Annotated in this window: 17 protein-coding genes and 3 riboswitches; of the genes, 12 read left to right on the plus strand and 5 right to left on the minus strand. The window is 44.8% G+C overall.

Features of this window, described 5'->3' with window-relative positions; genetic code table 11:
- The first annotated feature begins 1 nt into the window (after nucleotide 1).
- The gene (locus ACZ07B_RS16400; RefSeq protein WP_024571471.1) at nucleotides 2-202 is read left to right on the plus strand and encodes a hypothetical protein; all 201 of its coding nucleotides are present in this window, start codon (nucleotides 2-4) and stop codon (nucleotides 200-202) included.
- A gap of 13 nt (nucleotides 203-215) precedes the next feature.
- Here ACZ07B_RS16400 and ACZ07B_RS16405 read toward each other — a convergent pair whose 3' ends face one another.
- From ACZ07B_RS16405 to ACZ07B_RS16415, 3 genes are all read right to left on the minus strand, one after another.
- The gene (locus tag ACZ07B_RS16405; RefSeq protein ID WP_217017293.1) at nucleotides 216-1,055 is read right to left on the minus strand and encodes a polysaccharide deacetylase family protein; all 840 of its coding nucleotides are present in this window, start codon (nucleotides 1,053-1,055) and stop codon (nucleotides 216-218) included.
- Nucleotides 1,056-1,159: 104 nt separating this feature from the next.
- Complete coding sequence (gene msmX / locus ACZ07B_RS16410) at nucleotides 1,160-2,257, minus strand: maltodextrin ABC transporter ATP-binding protein MsmX (protein ID WP_003242648.1); 1,098 nt, start codon at nucleotides 2,255-2,257, stop codon at nucleotides 1,160-1,162.
- Nucleotides 2,258-2,377: 120 nt separating this feature from the next.
- Nucleotides 2,378-3,271, minus strand: a complete 894-nt coding sequence (locus ACZ07B_RS16415; protein ID WP_019712848.1) for a PucR family transcriptional regulator — start codon at nucleotides 3,269-3,271, stop codon at nucleotides 2,378-2,380.
- A 183-nt stretch (nucleotides 3,272-3,454) separates the two neighbouring features.
- Between ACZ07B_RS16415 and ACZ07B_RS16420 the strand changes: the two genes are divergently transcribed.
- Complete coding sequence (locus tag ACZ07B_RS16420; protein ID WP_217019984.1) at nucleotides 3,455-4,912, plus strand: aldehyde dehydrogenase family protein; 1,458 nt, start codon at nucleotides 3,455-3,457, stop codon at nucleotides 4,910-4,912.
- A gap of 41 nt (nucleotides 4,913-4,953) precedes the next feature.
- Here ACZ07B_RS16420 and ACZ07B_RS16425 read toward each other — a convergent pair whose 3' ends face one another.
- On the minus strand, nucleotides 4,954-5,790 hold the full coding sequence (locus ACZ07B_RS16425) for a YitT family protein (RefSeq protein ID WP_003242615.1): 837 nt from the start codon (nucleotides 5,788-5,790) through the stop codon (nucleotides 4,954-4,956).
- A 76-nt stretch (nucleotides 5,791-5,866) separates the two neighbouring features.
- Nucleotides 5,867-5,969, minus strand: a riboswitch (guanidine-I (ykkC/yxkD leader).
- A gap of 389 nt (nucleotides 5,970-6,358) precedes the next feature.
- On the opposite strand from ACZ07B_RS16425, the gene ACZ07B_RS16430 reads away from it, so the two are divergent.
- Nucleotides 6,359-6,898, plus strand: coding sequence for a DUF4352 domain-containing protein (locus ACZ07B_RS16430; RefSeq protein WP_121549361.1), 540 nt, complete (start codon nucleotides 6,359-6,361; stop codon nucleotides 6,896-6,898).
- 71 nt (nucleotides 6,899-6,969) lie between these two features.
- On the opposite strand, the gene galE is transcribed toward ACZ07B_RS16430, so the two are convergent.
- Nucleotides 6,970-7,989, minus strand: coding sequence for a UDP-glucose 4-epimerase GalE (gene galE / locus ACZ07B_RS16435; RefSeq protein WP_029318629.1), 1,020 nt, complete (start codon nucleotides 7,987-7,989; stop codon nucleotides 6,970-6,972).
- 225 nt (nucleotides 7,990-8,214) lie between these two features.
- Between galE and ACZ07B_RS16440 the strand changes: the two genes are divergently transcribed.
- The 9 genes from ACZ07B_RS16440 to ACZ07B_RS16480 all read left to right on the plus strand — a co-directional run bounded on the left by ACZ07B_RS16440 (nucleotide 8,215) and on the right by ACZ07B_RS16480 (nucleotide 16,032).
- The gene (locus tag ACZ07B_RS16440) at nucleotides 8,215-8,688 is read left to right on the plus strand and encodes a DUF1453 family protein (RefSeq protein ID WP_017697230.1); all 474 of its coding nucleotides are present in this window, start codon (nucleotides 8,215-8,217) and stop codon (nucleotides 8,686-8,688) included.
- A 17-nt stretch (nucleotides 8,689-8,705) separates the two neighbouring features.
- On the plus strand, nucleotides 8,706-9,926 hold the full coding sequence (yxjM, locus tag ACZ07B_RS16445; RefSeq protein WP_464877440.1) for a two-component system sensor histidine kinase YxjM: 1,221 nt from the start codon (nucleotides 8,706-8,708) through the stop codon (nucleotides 9,924-9,926).
- A complete protein-coding gene (gene yxjL, locus ACZ07B_RS16450; protein WP_024571477.1) occupies nucleotides 9,913-10,569 on the plus strand; it encodes a two-component system response regulator YxJL in 657 nt (218 codons plus the stop codon). Before yxjM ends, yxjL begins: the two co-directional genes overlap by 14 nt.
- A gap of 49 nt (nucleotides 10,570-10,618) precedes the next feature.
- Nucleotides 10,619-11,851: a peptidase T gene (pepT, locus tag ACZ07B_RS16455; protein WP_464877441.1), complete on the plus strand. Its 1,233-nt coding sequence runs from the start codon at nucleotides 10,619-10,621 to the stop codon at nucleotides 11,849-11,851.
- Between the two features lie 105 nt (nucleotides 11,852-11,956).
- On the plus strand, nucleotides 11,957-12,085 hold the full coding sequence (locus ACZ07B_RS16460) for a hypothetical protein (protein ID WP_003227241.1): 129 nt from the start codon (nucleotides 11,957-11,959) through the stop codon (nucleotides 12,083-12,085).
- A 289-nt stretch (nucleotides 12,086-12,374) separates the two neighbouring features.
- Entirely contained in the window at nucleotides 12,375-12,638 is a 264-nt protein-coding gene (locus ACZ07B_RS16465; RefSeq protein ID WP_010886640.1) for a hypothetical protein, read from the plus strand.
- A 128-nt stretch (nucleotides 12,639-12,766) separates the two neighbouring features.
- Complete coding sequence (locus ACZ07B_RS16470) at nucleotides 12,767-13,255, plus strand: LURP-one-related/scramblase family protein (RefSeq protein ID WP_042976786.1); 489 nt, start codon at nucleotides 12,767-12,769, stop codon at nucleotides 13,253-13,255.
- Between the two features lie 65 nt (nucleotides 13,256-13,320).
- Nucleotides 13,321-13,427, plus strand: a riboswitch (SAM riboswitch).
- 82 nt (nucleotides 13,428-13,509) lie between these two features.
- A complete protein-coding gene (locus ACZ07B_RS16475; RefSeq protein ID WP_464877442.1) occupies nucleotides 13,510-14,643 on the plus strand; it encodes a 5-methyltetrahydropteroyltriglutamate--homocysteine S-methyltransferase in 1,134 nt (377 codons plus the stop codon).
- Between the two features lie 68 nt (nucleotides 14,644-14,711).
- Nucleotides 14,712-14,818, plus strand: a riboswitch (SAM riboswitch).
- Nucleotides 14,819-14,895: 77 nt separating this feature from the next.
- Nucleotides 14,896-16,032, plus strand: coding sequence for a 5-methyltetrahydropteroyltriglutamate--homocysteine S-methyltransferase (locus ACZ07B_RS16480; protein WP_024573175.1), 1,137 nt, complete (start codon nucleotides 14,896-14,898; stop codon nucleotides 16,030-16,032).
- Nucleotides 16,033-16,039 lie beyond the last annotated feature (7 nt).

Below are 16,039 nucleotides of genomic sequence, written 5' to 3' on the forward strand. Positions count from 1 at the left end.
AGTGATTGTGATCATCTTATTGTTTATATCTATTATTGTTTTTCTTTCAGTCATTCAGCCGCAGCCATCGGAAAATAAAAGCCGCCAGCAGGCGGACAGCGGGTATTTCGGTTATTCAGACAACGGCTCACACCATGATGGATGCAGCAGTGACGGAGGTTTCAGCGATTCCGGCTGTGGCGGCGGAGGGGGCGGCGATTAAACGCCGCCTTTTTTTATTTCATTGATTCGATGTACGCACCAAAAGCCGAGCCTGACATGCCTGGGGACACGCGCACACGATGGAGGGCATACATTCCCTGGTCTCTTGAAGCCGCGCCCGGTTCTGTCGTCACGCCCATTTGATAGCCTGTTTTTTCAGCGGTCTTCAGCGTCTCCTCGTTGTAGCGCCCTACCGGATAGCTGATGAGGGAGGTTTGCTGATGAAACATGTTGTCGAACAGCTTTTTCGAATCAGCCATCTCGCTTTGCTGCTGTTGAGGCGTTAATCCGTTCAGCTCAAGGTGGTCAATCGTATGGCTTTCAATCGATATGCCGTGCTGTGCCATTTCCTTCATTTGTTCCTCTGTCAGATGGTGCCTATGTCCGATCGATTTGCCGATCATAAAAATCGTTGCCTTCATCCCGTACTTTTTCAGCACCGGATACGCATCTTGATAATTGTCGGTGTACCCGTCATCAAATGTGATCAGCACGCACTTCTCACTCGGTTTTTTATCCTGCGTCAGCATGAGATATGCCTCTTTCGGCGTTAATGTCTGATAGCCGTTATCATGAAGCCACTTCATATGCGCCTCGAATTCTTTCTTTGGCACACGGAGGCTGTTTCCTGAAGAAATGCTGTGGTACATCAAAATCGGCAGCTTTGCCGGTTTCTCTGTTTTGATCCATACGGATGTATCGTCTTCTTTTTTCTGAACTTGTACTGCCTTTTTTTCCGGTTTCTTTTGTTCCGCTTTTGGCATCGGCTGCTCTGCATTCGCCTCTTGATCAGCGCAAGCCGCAAGAACCAAACAGCTGCCCAAAAGAAAGATGCTTAAAAACAATCGTTTCATCGTTCTCCTGCTTTCTGTCTATTTCTTCCTCCTTTTTCATCGGTTTGATTCTGAGATTTTCAATAGCAAAAAACCGGACATCCCCATGTCCGGTTTTTTTGATCTTATCGAATTCTCACTTCTGTCTCACTGTCAAAGAAATGGCCTTTATTCATATCAAATGCAACCGTCAGTTCATCGCCCGATTGAATATCGAGGCGGGCGTCGATCCGCGCAATAAAGTCTTGGTTGTCGATCTGCGAATAAATCATGATTTCAGAACCGAGCAGCTCTGCAACATTGATTTTCGCCTTAATCGAAGAGTTCTTATATGATTCGACGACAATCAATTCATCATGTATATCCTCAGGACGGATGCCAAAGATGACCTCTTTGCCGATGTAGCCTTTTTCACGCAGCACTTTCATTTTTCCTTCCGGGACGGTTAATGCCGCAGAACCGATTTTGATTAAGCCATCCGTGAGCTTCCCTTTGAAAAAGTTCATCGCCGGTGATCCGATAAACCCGCCGACAAAGACGTTTTCAGGGAACTCGTATACATCCTTCGGCGTCCCGATTTGCTGAATTTTCCCATCTTTCATGACTACGATCCGTGTCGCCATCGTCAGCGCTTCTGTCTGGTCATGTGTCACATAGATCGTAGTAGTTTGCAATCTCTGGTGGAGCTTAATGATTTCCGCCCGCATTTGCACCCTCAGCTTCGCGTCTAGGTTTGACAAAGGCTCATCCATCAGGAACACCTTTGCATCCCGCACGATTGCCCTCCCAAGCGCGACCCGCTGTCTCTGTCCGCCTGACAGCGCTTTCGGTTTACGGTGCAAATATTCCTCCAGCCCGAGAATTTTAGCAGCTTCCTCTACTCTTTTTTTGATTTCAGGCTTTGGCATTTTCCGAAGCTTGAGCCCGAACGCGATATTATCGTAGACCGTCATATGCGGATAGAGCGCGTAGTTCTGAAATACCATCGCGATATCCCTGTCCTTTGGCGCTACATCATTAACCCGTTTTCCTTCAATATAAAAATCGCCTTTCGAAATTTCTTCAAGTCCTGCGACCATTCGCAGCGTCGTTGATTTCCCGCAGCCGGACGGGCCGACGAATACGATAAATTCCTTATCGGCAATATGAAGGTTAAAGTCATCAACCGCCGGTTCCTTTTGATCATAAAATTTATAAATATGCTCCATCCGCAATTCAGCCATCTAACATCCCCCTTTGTTATTGTAAACGCTTTCTTATATTGAGTGTAACAGCAATTCCCTCTCGCTAAAATGGGCAGCGTTCATAAAATCACCCAGCCATTTTTCGTGCATATTTCCAATTTATTCTGAACTTTCATTTTGCAGGCAGATAAAATAGGCAAGAAGCGCGCCTTTGTACGATTTGATATCTATCCCTGACCGCTCAATAAATTTATCAATCCGATATTGCAGGCTGTTGCGATGCAGATGCAGCTTTTTCGCTGTTAATGTGACGTTTGAGTTGTTTTCAATAAACAGCTTAATGGTCTTCCTTAGCTCAGCTTCACTTCCAAATAAAAGCTCAGCTTCTTCAGAGAGCAGCGTTTCCAGTTTTTCTTTTTCTGTTTCTAATAATAGAAAAGGAAAGATCATCTCAAAGGTCACACTCTGCACCTGAGGCAGCCGTTTTTCAGCAAACAGGAAATACGCCTGTTCACGAGCATAATGTTTTCGCAGACACTCATCCGGCTCGTAAAATCTTCCGGCGTAAAAACGGACACTGAAGTAGAAATCACTTTCAAGAACCTTTGCGAGCGATTCCAGTTCGCCCTTCTCCGCCGCCGCTTCACTTTCCTGCTCGACAATCACGCCTCTGTCCTCATGGATCCACACAATCACAAAAGACACCGGCCAAAAATGGCGAACCGCTTCCGTAAAGGACGTCCTTTCTATTTTGCCGAACAAATGAAAGTGAACAAATCTCGTCCGTTTCTTTATGTACGCCGGCAATTCCCCTCTGGAAAAAAGGAACGAAAACCACTTGTTTTCCTCAGGTGATTTCATAGACATTTGATTGCCCTCATCCGCAGGCGTCAAAAATGCCTGCAGCACCAATACTTCTTTTTCACTGATCTCTGTTTTCGGAATGGAGATATATCTCTGATTGCTCTCATCAAAAAAACATAGACAGCCTTCCCTTATGCAAAGCTCCTCAGACACAATCGAACCGGGATAAATAGCCAGCAGCGATTTCATAGAGTCTCCTCTCTTATGTAAGGATCTGTATATTCAGTATAAGGCGAAACACACATGTTCTCCACTAAAAAAGAGTATATCCGGTATAGATAGACGAGAAACTGAAAGGGAAACCTCATTCGTTTACATATTGGCTTCAGCGGAAATAGAAGAAGACATGCAGGACCAAAGGAGGGTCATCTTATGAGTTTCGAAACGTTAAACAAAAGTTTTATCAACGGAAAATGGACTGGGGGAGAAAGCGGACGTACGGAGGACATTTTGAATCCGTATGACCAGTCTGTGATCACAACAGCATCTTTGGCAACGGGCAAACAGCTTGAGGATGCGTTTGACATTGCACAGAAAGCCCAAAAAGAGTGGGCCAAGATCACGACGGAAGACCGAAAAGCCGTGCTGCAAAAAGCGCGCGGCTATTTACACGAAAACCGTGATGACATCATTATGATGATCGCCCGCGAAACTGGCGGAACGATCATTAAATCAACAATCGAGCTGGAACAAACGATTGCGATTTTAGATGAAGCCATGACGTATACTGGTGAATTAGGCGGCGTCAAAGAGGTGCCATCCGACATTGAAGGGAAAACCAATAAGATTTACCGCCTTCCGCTTGGTGTCATTTCATCGATTTCTCCATTTAATTTTCCAATGAATTTATCTATGAGATCCATTGCGCCCGCAATTGCGCTGGGTAACAGTGTTGTTCACAAGCCTGATATCCAAACTGCTATTTCCGGCGGGACCATCATTGCGAAAGCGTTTGAACACGCCGGTCTTCCTGCCGGTGTCCTTAACGTCATGCTGACGGATGTAAAGGAAATCGGGGACGGCATGCTCACCAATCCAATCCCGAGATTAATCAGCTTTACAGGATCAACAGCAGTCGGGCGCCACATCGGTGAAATCGCCGGGCGTGCCTTCAAACGAATGGCACTTGAGCTCGGCGGCAACAATCCATTTGCCGTTCTTTCAGATGCGGATGTCGATCGTGCTGTGGATGCCGCGATTTTCGGAAAATTTATTCACCAGGGACAAATCTGTATGATTATCAACAGGATCATCGTTCATCAAGATGTATACGATGAGTTTGTAGAAAAGTTCACCGCCCGTGTCAAACAGCTTCCGTACGGCGATCAAACCGATCCGAAAACCGTTGTCGGCCCGCTGATTAACGAGCGCCAAATCGAGAAAGCGCTGGAGATCATTGAGCAGGCAAAGACAGACGGCATTGAGCTTGCGGTTGAAGGAAAACGCGTCGGAAACGTGCTGACGCCGTACGTCTTTGTCGGTGCGGACAACAACAGCAAAATTGCCCAAACGGAGCTGTTTGCCCCAATCGCAACCATTATTAAAGCTGGCAGCGACCAGGAAGCGATTGACATGGCAAATGATACTGAATACGGCCTCAGCTCTGCGGTTTTCACTTCTGATTTAGAAAAAGGCGAAAAGTTCGCCCTGCAAATTGACAGCGGCATGACCCATGTCAACGACCAGTCCGTCAATGATTCGCCGAATATTGCCTTTGGCGGCAACAAAGCAAGCGGTGTCGGCCGTTTCGGCAATCCGTGGGTCGTCGAGGAATTTACCGTGACGAAATGGATTTCGATACAGAAGCAATACCGCAAATATCCGTTCTAAATGAAAAAATCCCTCTGTTTCAAGTACAGAGGGATTTTTCTTTATTTAGATATATCCACAAACCCTTCGCCAAACACATCGCGTACGTCATGTACGATCACAAACGCTTTTTTGTCGCAGCTTCTAATGATTTTTTTCAGCATAGACAGCTCCTGTTTGTTAATGACGATATACAAAATCTCTTTTGACTGTCCCGTATAATTTCCCTTCCCTGATAAAATCGTCACGCCCCGATCCATCAAGGTATTTACCTGCTCTGCAATCTCACTCTTATTTTCTGAAATGACCGTAATGGCTTTTTTCGTATTCAAACCTTCAATAATGAAGTCCATCACTTTGGTACCGATATACAGCATCACGATCGTAAACATCATTTTTTCTGCACCAATAATAAAATAAGAGCTAAATACTACGATTAAATCAAAAAACAAGAGCGCATAGCTGATATTCCAATCTAAATATTTATTAGCAATTCTGGCCAAAATTGCGGAACCGGCTGTCGTCCCGCCGACCCGGATAATCATGCCGATCCCGACTCCCGCAAATACACCTGCGAAAATCGTATTAATGATCAATTCATCAGACGGAATGCTCCACCCATGTGTCAGATGAAGAAAAAGCGAATTTGCCGCAACCGCAATGATCGTATAAACCGTTGTTTTTCCATCCAGAAACTTGTAGCCGATTAAAAGCAAAAACGCATTTAAGATAAAGTTCGTGACACCAGGAGACCATTGAAACAGATAATACAATATCAGCGTAATCCCAGTGACTCCGCCTTCCCCAAGATCATTGGGAATCGCAAATAAATTAACCGCAAGCGCGAAGAAAAAAGCGCCAATCACAAGCATAAGTACATCCAACATTCTCTTTTTCATCACGAAAACACTCCTTCTCATTGTTCTGTTCTAGCAAATAAAAAAACCCAGGAGAACGCTCTCGAAAAAGAGCAGAAACTCCTGGGCTTTTATCCCACCGTGTCATAACAGCCAAGCTGCTATGTGTTTTCTCTCGGTCACAGTCCAATTTGCATTGCGGAACCCTAGAAAACCACTGTTTTTATCATATCCTTTTCACTTTCCAATATTAGCATTATAAGGGACGGTTCGAATTGGTTCAAGGGGTATTTACGGAGTTTTAATCAGATAAGCTGGAAGAAAAAAACGATTTATCTATTAAAAAAGAACAGATATAGCCGATAAGAAAAAAAGCATATATTTTACAAGTGAATTTAACTATAAATGATAATAATTATGAGAAATTCATAATTTTATATTGACTAAGTGAAATAATATAGGCATTATAGTACATATGTTTCGTACATTTTATTACATAGGAGGAAATATAATGGCAGGAAAACTAGTACCCTGTAAAGCTTGCGGTCAAGAAATTGCAAAGGGTGTAAAAAAATGTCCTAACTGCGGTAAGGATCAACGTAACTTTTTTATGCGACATAAAATCATTACGTTTATTCTCGCAGTTGTTGTCATCATTATTATCGGTAATATGATTGGCGGAGGCGGTTCAGAAGCCACTTCCAAAACATCAAGCAGCAGCAAAGCAGAAACTGAAAAAACATACAATATCGGTGATACTGTAAAAACTGAAAAAACTGAAGTGACAGTTACGAAGGTAGAGGACAGAGATACTGTCGGTACTCAATATGTTGAAAAGAAAGCATCTGAGGGAGGTACTATTGTAGCTGTTCAATATACAATTAAAAACGTATCTAAAAAACCGATTAGCTCTTTTTCAATTCCAACTGTTAAATTAGTTGATGCTGATGGTACTTCTTATGATTCTGATATTGATGCTTCTGTAAACTATGCAACTGAGACAAAAGTTGATAACTCTAAAATTTTGAGTGATCTAAATCCTAATATTAAAGTAACAGGTGTAAAAGCATTTGAAGTTGACAAGGAAGCTTATGCAAAAGGCACTTGGAAACTAAAATTCAGTAATGATGTTATTGTGAAAATCAAATAACAGCTAACAAGGGTGCCTGTTCAGGCACCCTTGTTCTTTAAAGGCCTTCTCTATTGAGAAGGCCTCCATTCTTATTCCGCACTCTTATACCCATTCACATTAGAAGACTGCCATCTCCAGGAATCAGCACACATTTCCTCAAGGCCGCGTTTCGCTTCCCAGCCCAGTTCCCGCTTGGCTTTCGCAGGATCTGCAAAGCATGTGGCGATGTCTCCCGGACGGCGGTCCGCAAAACGGTACGGAACCTCTTTCCCTGACACTTTTTCAAAGGCTTTGACCATTTCAAGCACGCTGTAGCCTGTGCCTGTTCCAAGGTTGTATGCATCGGCTCCTGTAGAGTTCAATACTTTTTCCAGCGCCTTGACGTGTCCTTCTGCGAGATCAACGACGTGAATATAATCGCGTACGCCTGTCCCGTCTTTTGTCGGATAGTCATTTCCGAATACGTTTAATTGCTCGAGCTTCCCGACTGCTACCTGTGCCACATACGGCATAAGGTTATTAGGGATTCCGTTCGGGTCTTCACCGATCCGTCCGCTTGGATGCGCGCCGAACGGGTTAAAGTAACGAAGCAGCGCAACGCTCCACTCATTGTCGGCTGTATGCAAATCACGCAATATTTGTTCAAGCATGAGCTTCGTCTGCCCATAAGGATTTGTCGCACCTAATGGAAAGTCCTCCGTAATCGGCGATGTTTCCGGAACGCCGTACACTGTCGCAGATGAACTGAATACGATTTTCTTAACGCCGTATTTCTCCATGGCCTCGCATAAAATAAACGTTCCTGTCAGATTGTTATGATAATATTTGAGCGGAATCGCCACAGATTCACCGACTGCTTTTAACCCCGCAAAATGAATCACAGCTTCGATTTCATTTTCCGCAAAAACGGAATCTACCGCTTCCCGGTCCAATAAATCCGCTTCGTAGAACGTTAAATCTTTTCCTGTAATCTCCTTTACACGGTTCAGCGCCTCAGCCGAACTGTTAGACAGATTATCAAGAACAACAATCTCGTAGCCGCTGTTCAATAGTTCAACACATGTGTGGCTGCCAATGTACCCGGCACCGCCAGTAACAAGTATTGCCATGATGTAAACCCTCCTAAAAAATGACCTGTTTTCATTATATAGTGTTTAGAACCGGTCCACATCCATTTTTAAGAAGTTTAATCGTTTATTAATAGTTTCTTCATATATTATTAGCATTTTCATACCTTTATGCAGCGAGCAAGTATAGAGCTGAAAAATCAATCTGCCGGTTGACGTTTTTCTTTCCTATTTTCGCTATGCTTAATGCAGAAAGGATTTGATGACATGGCGATGAGCCCATATATTTTTATTGTATTGATTCTTATTATTTTATCGATGTATCGAGAGAGAGCTGTCAGACCCGGGAAGTTGCTGATCATTCCGCTGCTGCTCTTATGGGGCGTATCAGCATCGTTTCAGCCGGCGTATTTTCATTCCGTATTACATGTGGCGATCAGCGGCATTTTATTACTGATCGGGCTGGCCTGCGGGTTTGGCATTGGGAAGATGGTAAATGTGCGGATTCACCCGGAAACCGGAAAGGTCACTTCACGCGGCTCACTTGGGAGTGTTATCCTCATTCTAGTGATACTTTCTTTGCGCATGGCCGCGAGAACATGGCTGCCTGAGAGCAACGAGATGTTTATTGCCATTATTCATTCTATGTTCTTCGTTCCCCTCGGCACCATCACAGCCCGCAACATCATGCTTTACAAAGCATACAGACGGCTGACCGCCGGCAAAGTATCCATTCAATAACTGAAAGAAGGACCAGCATGAACGGACAAACTCCGGCTCGGCACTACTATAAGAAGCTTGTGCCGAGCCTTATTCTCATTTTGAATTGCATACAATTTTTATCTCACCCAGCCAAAGCTGATCCCATTTTGTTAGCATTTGTATTTGCGGTATACTTAGCATTCATTTGGATCATTCCCTATGTGGTATCCACTGCTGTTAGTTTGAGCATATTCATCGGACTCTGGCTCCTGACCGATTTCTTTTGGGCTGTTTCCGGCCAAGAGCAGGGTGCCGCCTATTTTTTGATTGTATTTTTAATGATATATGCCGCCTTTAGACTCCCTTCACGGCTATCCTTGATCTTCACAGCATGTTTAATTGGAGGCAACATATTACTCCTATCCTCACATGGAGGAAGCTTGAATACCATCATCAGCAACATCTCGATCATGATCGGACTCTACGTCTTCTTCTCCTCCATGCGTTTCAGACGAGAAGCGAGAAAGGAGGCTGAACGGAATCATGCTGAATTGGCAAAAATGCATGTGCAGTTGGAGCATGCTCATAAAGAACTCCAGAAAGCGCATGCAGAGCTGCAGGAGGCTTCTGTTCTTTCATTAAGGTACGCGGTCCTTGAGGAACGTACAAGAATCGCCCGCGACATTCATGACAGCATCGGACACGAGCTGACTTCTGTGATTGTTCAGCTTCAATCTCTTCCCTATATACTCAAAAGCAGCAAGGAAGATTCAGAAAAAGTCATTCAAAATGTACTGAGTGTCGCCAGGGAATGTCTTCAAGAGGTACGGTCTGTCGTTCACCAAATGGGCCGTAGTGAATCGATGGTGGGGCTTACCGCTTTGCGGGGGCTCATTCATCAAGTGGAGGAACGGAGCGGCTTGCACGTTTCTTTAGATACTGCCGGACTGTCAGAAGAGTCTTGGCCTCCAAACGTGAGCGAAACGATCTACCGCATCTTGCAGGAAGCGCTGACCAATATCATTCGTCACGCCAACGCTTCCCATGCGGCGGCCGTCATTTCTAACGACAAGTCCCATCTCTATGTCACAATCACCGACGACGGACTATTCACCGGCATCCTTACTTATGGATTTGGCCTGACAGGAATGAAAGAGCGCGCAGAAAAAGCAGGCGGTTCCCTTACTTTCAGTGCCGTACAGCCGAGCGGCCTGAAAATTGAGCTGTCATTGCCGCTCATGACAACGAATAAGGAGCAAAAAGATGAACAAAGATAAAATACGCGTCGCGCTTGCCGATGATCAGCCGCTTGTGCGTGAAGGCTTCCGCTACGTCATCAACGCACAGACGGATATGACGGTTTCTGGCGAGGCCGGCGACGGTCACGATATTATAGCACTCGCAAAACAAACAAAACCCGATGTCATCCTCATGGATGTCCAGATGCCGCGTTGCTCAGGCATCGAAGCGGCGAAAGACATTATGTCCGCACTTCCAAATACAAAGATAGTCATTTTAACCACCTTTGACACGGAAGAATACGTATTTGAAGGCATCCGTGCGGGCGCAGTCGGCTATCTACTGAAGGATACACTTCCTGAGGAGTTGATAGATGCGATTCGCGCTGCGGCGAGAGGCGAGGCGATTTTCCGTACAGTCACAGCTGCTAAAATTATCAGTGAGACATTTCGAGCGAAGCAACAGCCCCATGCCGAAGAACTGGCAGAGCCGTTCACCAAAAGAGAGCTTGAGGTTCTTCAGCAAATGGCCTACGGACTGAGAAATGAGGATATTGCTGAAAAGCTTTTCGTCAGTGAAAGCACTGTGAAAACCCACGTGCACCGCATCCTGCAAAAATGCAATGCCCAAGACCGGACACAGGCAGTCGTATTTGCCATTCGAAACGGTATTGTGCAATAGAAATCTCTCATCCCGCCATGCTAAAATAAGACAAAGGAGATGATTGGAAATGAAAGAAGAAATCATTGAACGGTTTACTACATATGTAAAAGTCGACACACAGTCCGATGAATCCGTTGACACTTGTCCTTCCACACCCGGCCAATTGACATTAGGAAACATGCTCGTTGATGAATTGAAGTCCATCGGCATGCAGGATGCAGCCATTGATGAAAACGGCTATGTCATGGCAACTCTTCCCTCCAATACTGAAAAAGACGTGCCGACAATCGGCTTTCTCGCTCACGTCGACACCGCTACAGACTTTACCGGCAAAAACGTGAATCCGCAAATCATCGAAAGCTATGATGGAAAAGACATCGTTCTCAACAAACAGCTGCAGGTCACCCTGTCACCTGATCAATTCCCTGAGCTGTCCGGCTATAAGGGCCATACACTCATCACCACAGACAGCACCACCCTTCTCGGCGCAGACAATAAGGCCGGTATCGCTGAAATCATGACAGCCATGGATTACCTCATCAAACACCCTGAAATCAAGCACGGCACAATCAGAGTCGCCTTTACGCCTGATGAAGAAATCGGAAGAGGGCCGCACAAATTTGATGTGAAACGGTTCAATGCATCCTTTGCCTACACGGTTGACGGCGGGCCGCTCGGCGAGCTTGAATACGAAAGCTTCAATGCCGCTGCCGCAAAAATTACGATTAAAGGCAACAACGTACATCCCGGAACAGCTAAAGGGAAAATGATCAACTCTGCGAAAATCGCGATGAAGCTGAACAGCCTGCTGCCGGCAGACGAAGCGCCTGAATATACGGAAGGCTATGAAGGCTTCTATCACCTGCTGTCGATTCAAGGAGACGTAGAGGAAACAAAGCTCCACTACATTATTAGAGACTTTGACAAAGAGAATTTCCAAAACAGAAAAGAAACAATGAAGCGTGCCGTTGAAGAACTTCAAAACGAATACGGGCAAGACCGGATTCTGCTGGATATGAACGACCAATACTACAACATGAGAGAGAAAATTGAACCTGTCATCGAAATCGTCAACATTGCCAAGCAAGCGATGGAAAACCTCGGCATCGAACCGAAGATTTCCCCCATCCGCGGCGGCACCGACGGATCGCAGCTGTCCTACATGGGGCTTCCGACGCCAAACATCTTTACAGGCGGGGAAAACTTCCACGGCAAATTTGAATACATCTCAGTTGATAATATGGTCAAAGCCGTAAATGTCATCGTTGAGATTGCAAAGCAGTTTGAAGCGCAAGCCTAATGCCAAAAGCCAGTCCAAAAAAAGGACTGGCTTTTTTGTGTGAAAATGAAACATTTTAAACGCGTCCTCCGTAAAACAAGTATCAACAAATGAGGAGGAAAAACAATGACAAAACATGCAATCGCTGCAAAGAGTCTCTTGAAAAAATGGATCATTTCCAGGCCGCTTAACATGCAAAAGAAATCCAGCCCATTTCAAAAAATCAGAAAAATGTTCAAACGCTTCTTCAAATAAAACATTCAAATCCCCAAGATACAATCTGTATTCACCCGTACCGCCCAAATGCTCCGAAATTTGGGTTTTTTGTGTTCAATTCCGCAAAATAGGGTATAAACCAAACAAGCAAGAAAACAGCACCCAAAAACAGGCAATTTGAATTACGAAAACTTAGGTTAAAAGTTATATAAAGGAATTTATTTTATCGTCGATAGTAACTATAGAACCAATCATCAACAAGAGCAAACAGCGTGATTCAAGACTATTTTCAGGTCATCAGGTTATACTGTTTTAGAGGGACAGTTTCTTGTTATTTATTGATTTAGAATTTTTTGAATACTTTTTGGCATTTTATCCGTACAATAGAGAGTACCAAAACTTTTTTTGGGAGGTATGTAATATGATCCTATTTATTATCATCGCATTATGTGGCTATCTTCTTTTTTCTTTCAGCAAGGACAATCGCCGCAAACCGCAAAAGACAAGCCCTCTGCCAGCAGCCGCACCTCATCACAACAACCTAATCGACCTTGACGCCATCCGCCAAAAACGCCGGATGCATCTTTCCTAATTCTATATTTCAAACGAAAAGGCTGCTGAATCACGCAGCCTTTTAAAATTGTTTTGATTTAGAGCCTGAAACCTTTTCGCCACCTATCCGTAATTTCATACAAGGCAAACCCAAAGGAGACTTCAGCAATGATCGAGTTATTTATGAAACAAAAAATGTTCTCATTTAAAGATGCATTTCACATTTATGACCGGGATGAACAAGAAACATTCAAGGTGGAGGGGCGTTTTTTCTCGTTAGGAGACTCATTACAAATGACAGACTCATCTGGGAAAACGCTCGTTTCCATAGAACAAAAACTAATGTCTTTATTGCCGCGCTATGAGATTTCAATTGGCGGGAAAACAGTTTGTGAGGTAACGAAGAAAGTAACGTTTTTCAAACCGAAATTTGTGATTTCCGGGCTTAACTGGGAAATCGATGGTGATTTATGGAGGGATGAATTCCAGCTGACGGACGGGGAAAATGTCCGGATGTCAGTGAGCAAAAAGTGGCTAAGCTGGGGTGATTCCTATCACTTGGAGATTGCAAACGAGGAAGATGTTCTGATTTGCACTGCCATCGCTATCGTGCTTGATATGGTTTTATATAACGATGAAAATGAAAGTATTCTCTAAAAAACATTGACAATTGATCCAAAAGTAATAATATTAAGATAATTGAAATCTGAATATGAAGTTTTACCTTATCAAGAGAGGTGGAGGGACTGGCCCTATGATACCCGGCAACCGCTGTTTCAAACAGAATGGTGCTAAATCCTTAAGAACATTGCGTTCTTGCAGATGAGGCGGAGATTTGATCGTTCAAGCTCTTCCTTACACAAAGGAAGAGCTTTTTACATGCTCAATATTTCAGAAAAGAGGCGAATAACATGGCTCAACAAACGAATGTTGCAGGACAAAAAACAGAAAAACAACGCAAAGCACCTTTCCGCGCCGATCATGTCGGCAGTTTGCTTCGTTCCGTTCCGGTAAAGCAAGCCCGGCAAAAAAAAGCGGCTGGTGAGATGACAGCAGAACAGCTTCGTGATATCGAAAATCAAGAGATCATCCGCATCGTGGAAAAACAAAAAGAAATCGGTCTCGATGTGGTAACAGACGGGGAATTCCGGCGTTCTTGGTGGCATTATGACTTCCTGGAAGGGCTTGACGGTGTGGAACCGTTCATCCCGGCTGAGGGGATTCAGTTCCATAACACAAAAACGAAAGCGCGCAGCATCAAAGTGACGGGAAAACTCGATTTTACGAGCCACCCAGCGCTTGCTGATTATCAATTTTTACATGAGATTGCCGGTAACGCGACGCCAAAATTGACCATTCCCAGCCCAAATATGCTGTTTTTTGGCGAAAAGGCGGATAAAGGGATTTATGACGATCAAGAGGAATACTTTCATGATCTGGCCCAAGCGTACAAAAAAGCAATCAAAGCCTTCTATGATGCTGGCTGCCGTTATCTCCAGCTTGATGATACGTCATGGTCTCTCTTCTTTGAGGAAAAAGGCAGAGAGGTTGTCCGGGCGCTCGGCGGTGATCCAGAAACATTGCCAGCCATATTTGCCAAAACAATTAACGATGCCGTCGCAGACCGGCCTGACGATTTAACGATCACAATGCACATTTGCCGCGGCAACTTCCGCTCAACCTGGGCGGCATCAGGAGGGTACGACGCTGTAGCGGAAACGATTTTGGACGGCTTAAACCTTGACGGCCTGTTCTTGGAATACGATGATGACCGCTCCGGTAACTTTGATCCGCTCCGTTTTGTGAAGCGCAAGGATCTGCAAATTGTGCTCGGCTTGATCACATCGAAATACGGCGAGCTTGAAAATCCTGAGGATGTGAAACGCCGTATTAATGAAGCCGCGCATTTTGTCAGCTTGGACCAGCTATGCCTGAGCCCGCAGTGCGGTTTCGCCTCTACAGAAGAAGGCAACCTTCTGACAGAGGAGCAGCAATGGGCAAAGCTTCGCCATGTCATCGACATTGCCAACGATGTGTGGAGATAATCTATCATTGACAGAAATAGAAAATGTGTGAATAATAGATACTATCAGAAAATTTCATAAAAAGGTTTTCCTTATCAAGAGAGGTGGAGGGACTGGCCCTGCGATACCCGGCAACCGCTGTTTAACAGAATGGTGCTAAATCCTTTAGAGCAATGATTGCTCTTGAAGATAAGGTTGAGATTGTCACGCAAGCTCTTCCTTATCCAAAGGAAGAGCTTTTTTATATTTGAATGGAAAGAAGGAATGGACAACATGTCACAACAAACAACACCCGCAGAACAAAAATCACTTCAAAGAAAAAAACCGCCGTTTCGCGCGGATCAAGTCGGAAGCCTGCTGAGATCTGAGCCCGTTAAAAAAGCGCGGCTGCAAAAAGCGGCCGGCGAAATTACGGCTGAGCAGCTTCGCCAAATTGAAAACGATGAAATCATCCGCATTGTGGAAAAACAGAAGGAAACCGGCCTGAACGTCGTGACAGACGGTGAATTCCGCAGAGCGTGGTGGCACTTTGATTTCCTGGAAAACTTAGATGGCGTTGAGCCGTTTACTCCTGAGCACGGAATCCAATTCCATAACGTACAGACAAAAGCACGCGGCATTAAAGTCACAGGTGATATCGACTTTTCAACTCACCCAATGCTTGAAGATTATTCATTTCTCCATAGCATTGCCGGTGACGCGACGCCAAAGATGACGATTCCAAGCCCGAATATGCTGTTTTTCCGCGGAAAACTGGAAAAGGATGCGTATAAAAAAGATTATCACCTTTTCCAGCATGATGTATCCAAAGCATATAAAAAAGCGATTCAAGCGTTTTATGACAGAGGCTGCCGCTACCTCCAGCTCGATGATACAGCGTGGGCCGTTTTCTTATCAGAAAAAGGCTTAAAACAAATCGAAGCGTTCGGAACAACGCCTGATGAGCTTCGCCAGCTGTTTGCGAAATCTATTAACGACGCGATTGCAGACCGCCCGGATGACTTGACGGTAACCATGCATATTTGTCGCGGCAACTTCCAGTCCACTTGGACAGCGGAAGGCGGCTATGACGCAGCAGCCGAAACCATTTTTGACGGCTTGAATCTTGACGGACTTTTCTTAGAGTATGATGATTCACGCTCAGGCGGATTTGAGCCGCTCCGTTACGTAAAACGGTCTGATCTTCAGCTTGTTCTTGGCTTAGTGACATCTAAATTCGGTGAGCTTGAAAATCCGGATGACGTGAAACGCCGTATCGAAGAAGCATCCCGTTATGTAAGCTTAGACCAGCTTTGCCTCAGCCCTCAATGCGGATTCGCTTCAACTGAGGAAGGCAATAAGCTGACTGAAGAACAGCAATGGGCGAAGCTCCGCCATGTGGTTGAGATCGCTAATGATGTTTGGAAATAAGCAAAGA

Source organism: Bacillus sp. 9.4, from assembly GCF_055486415.1.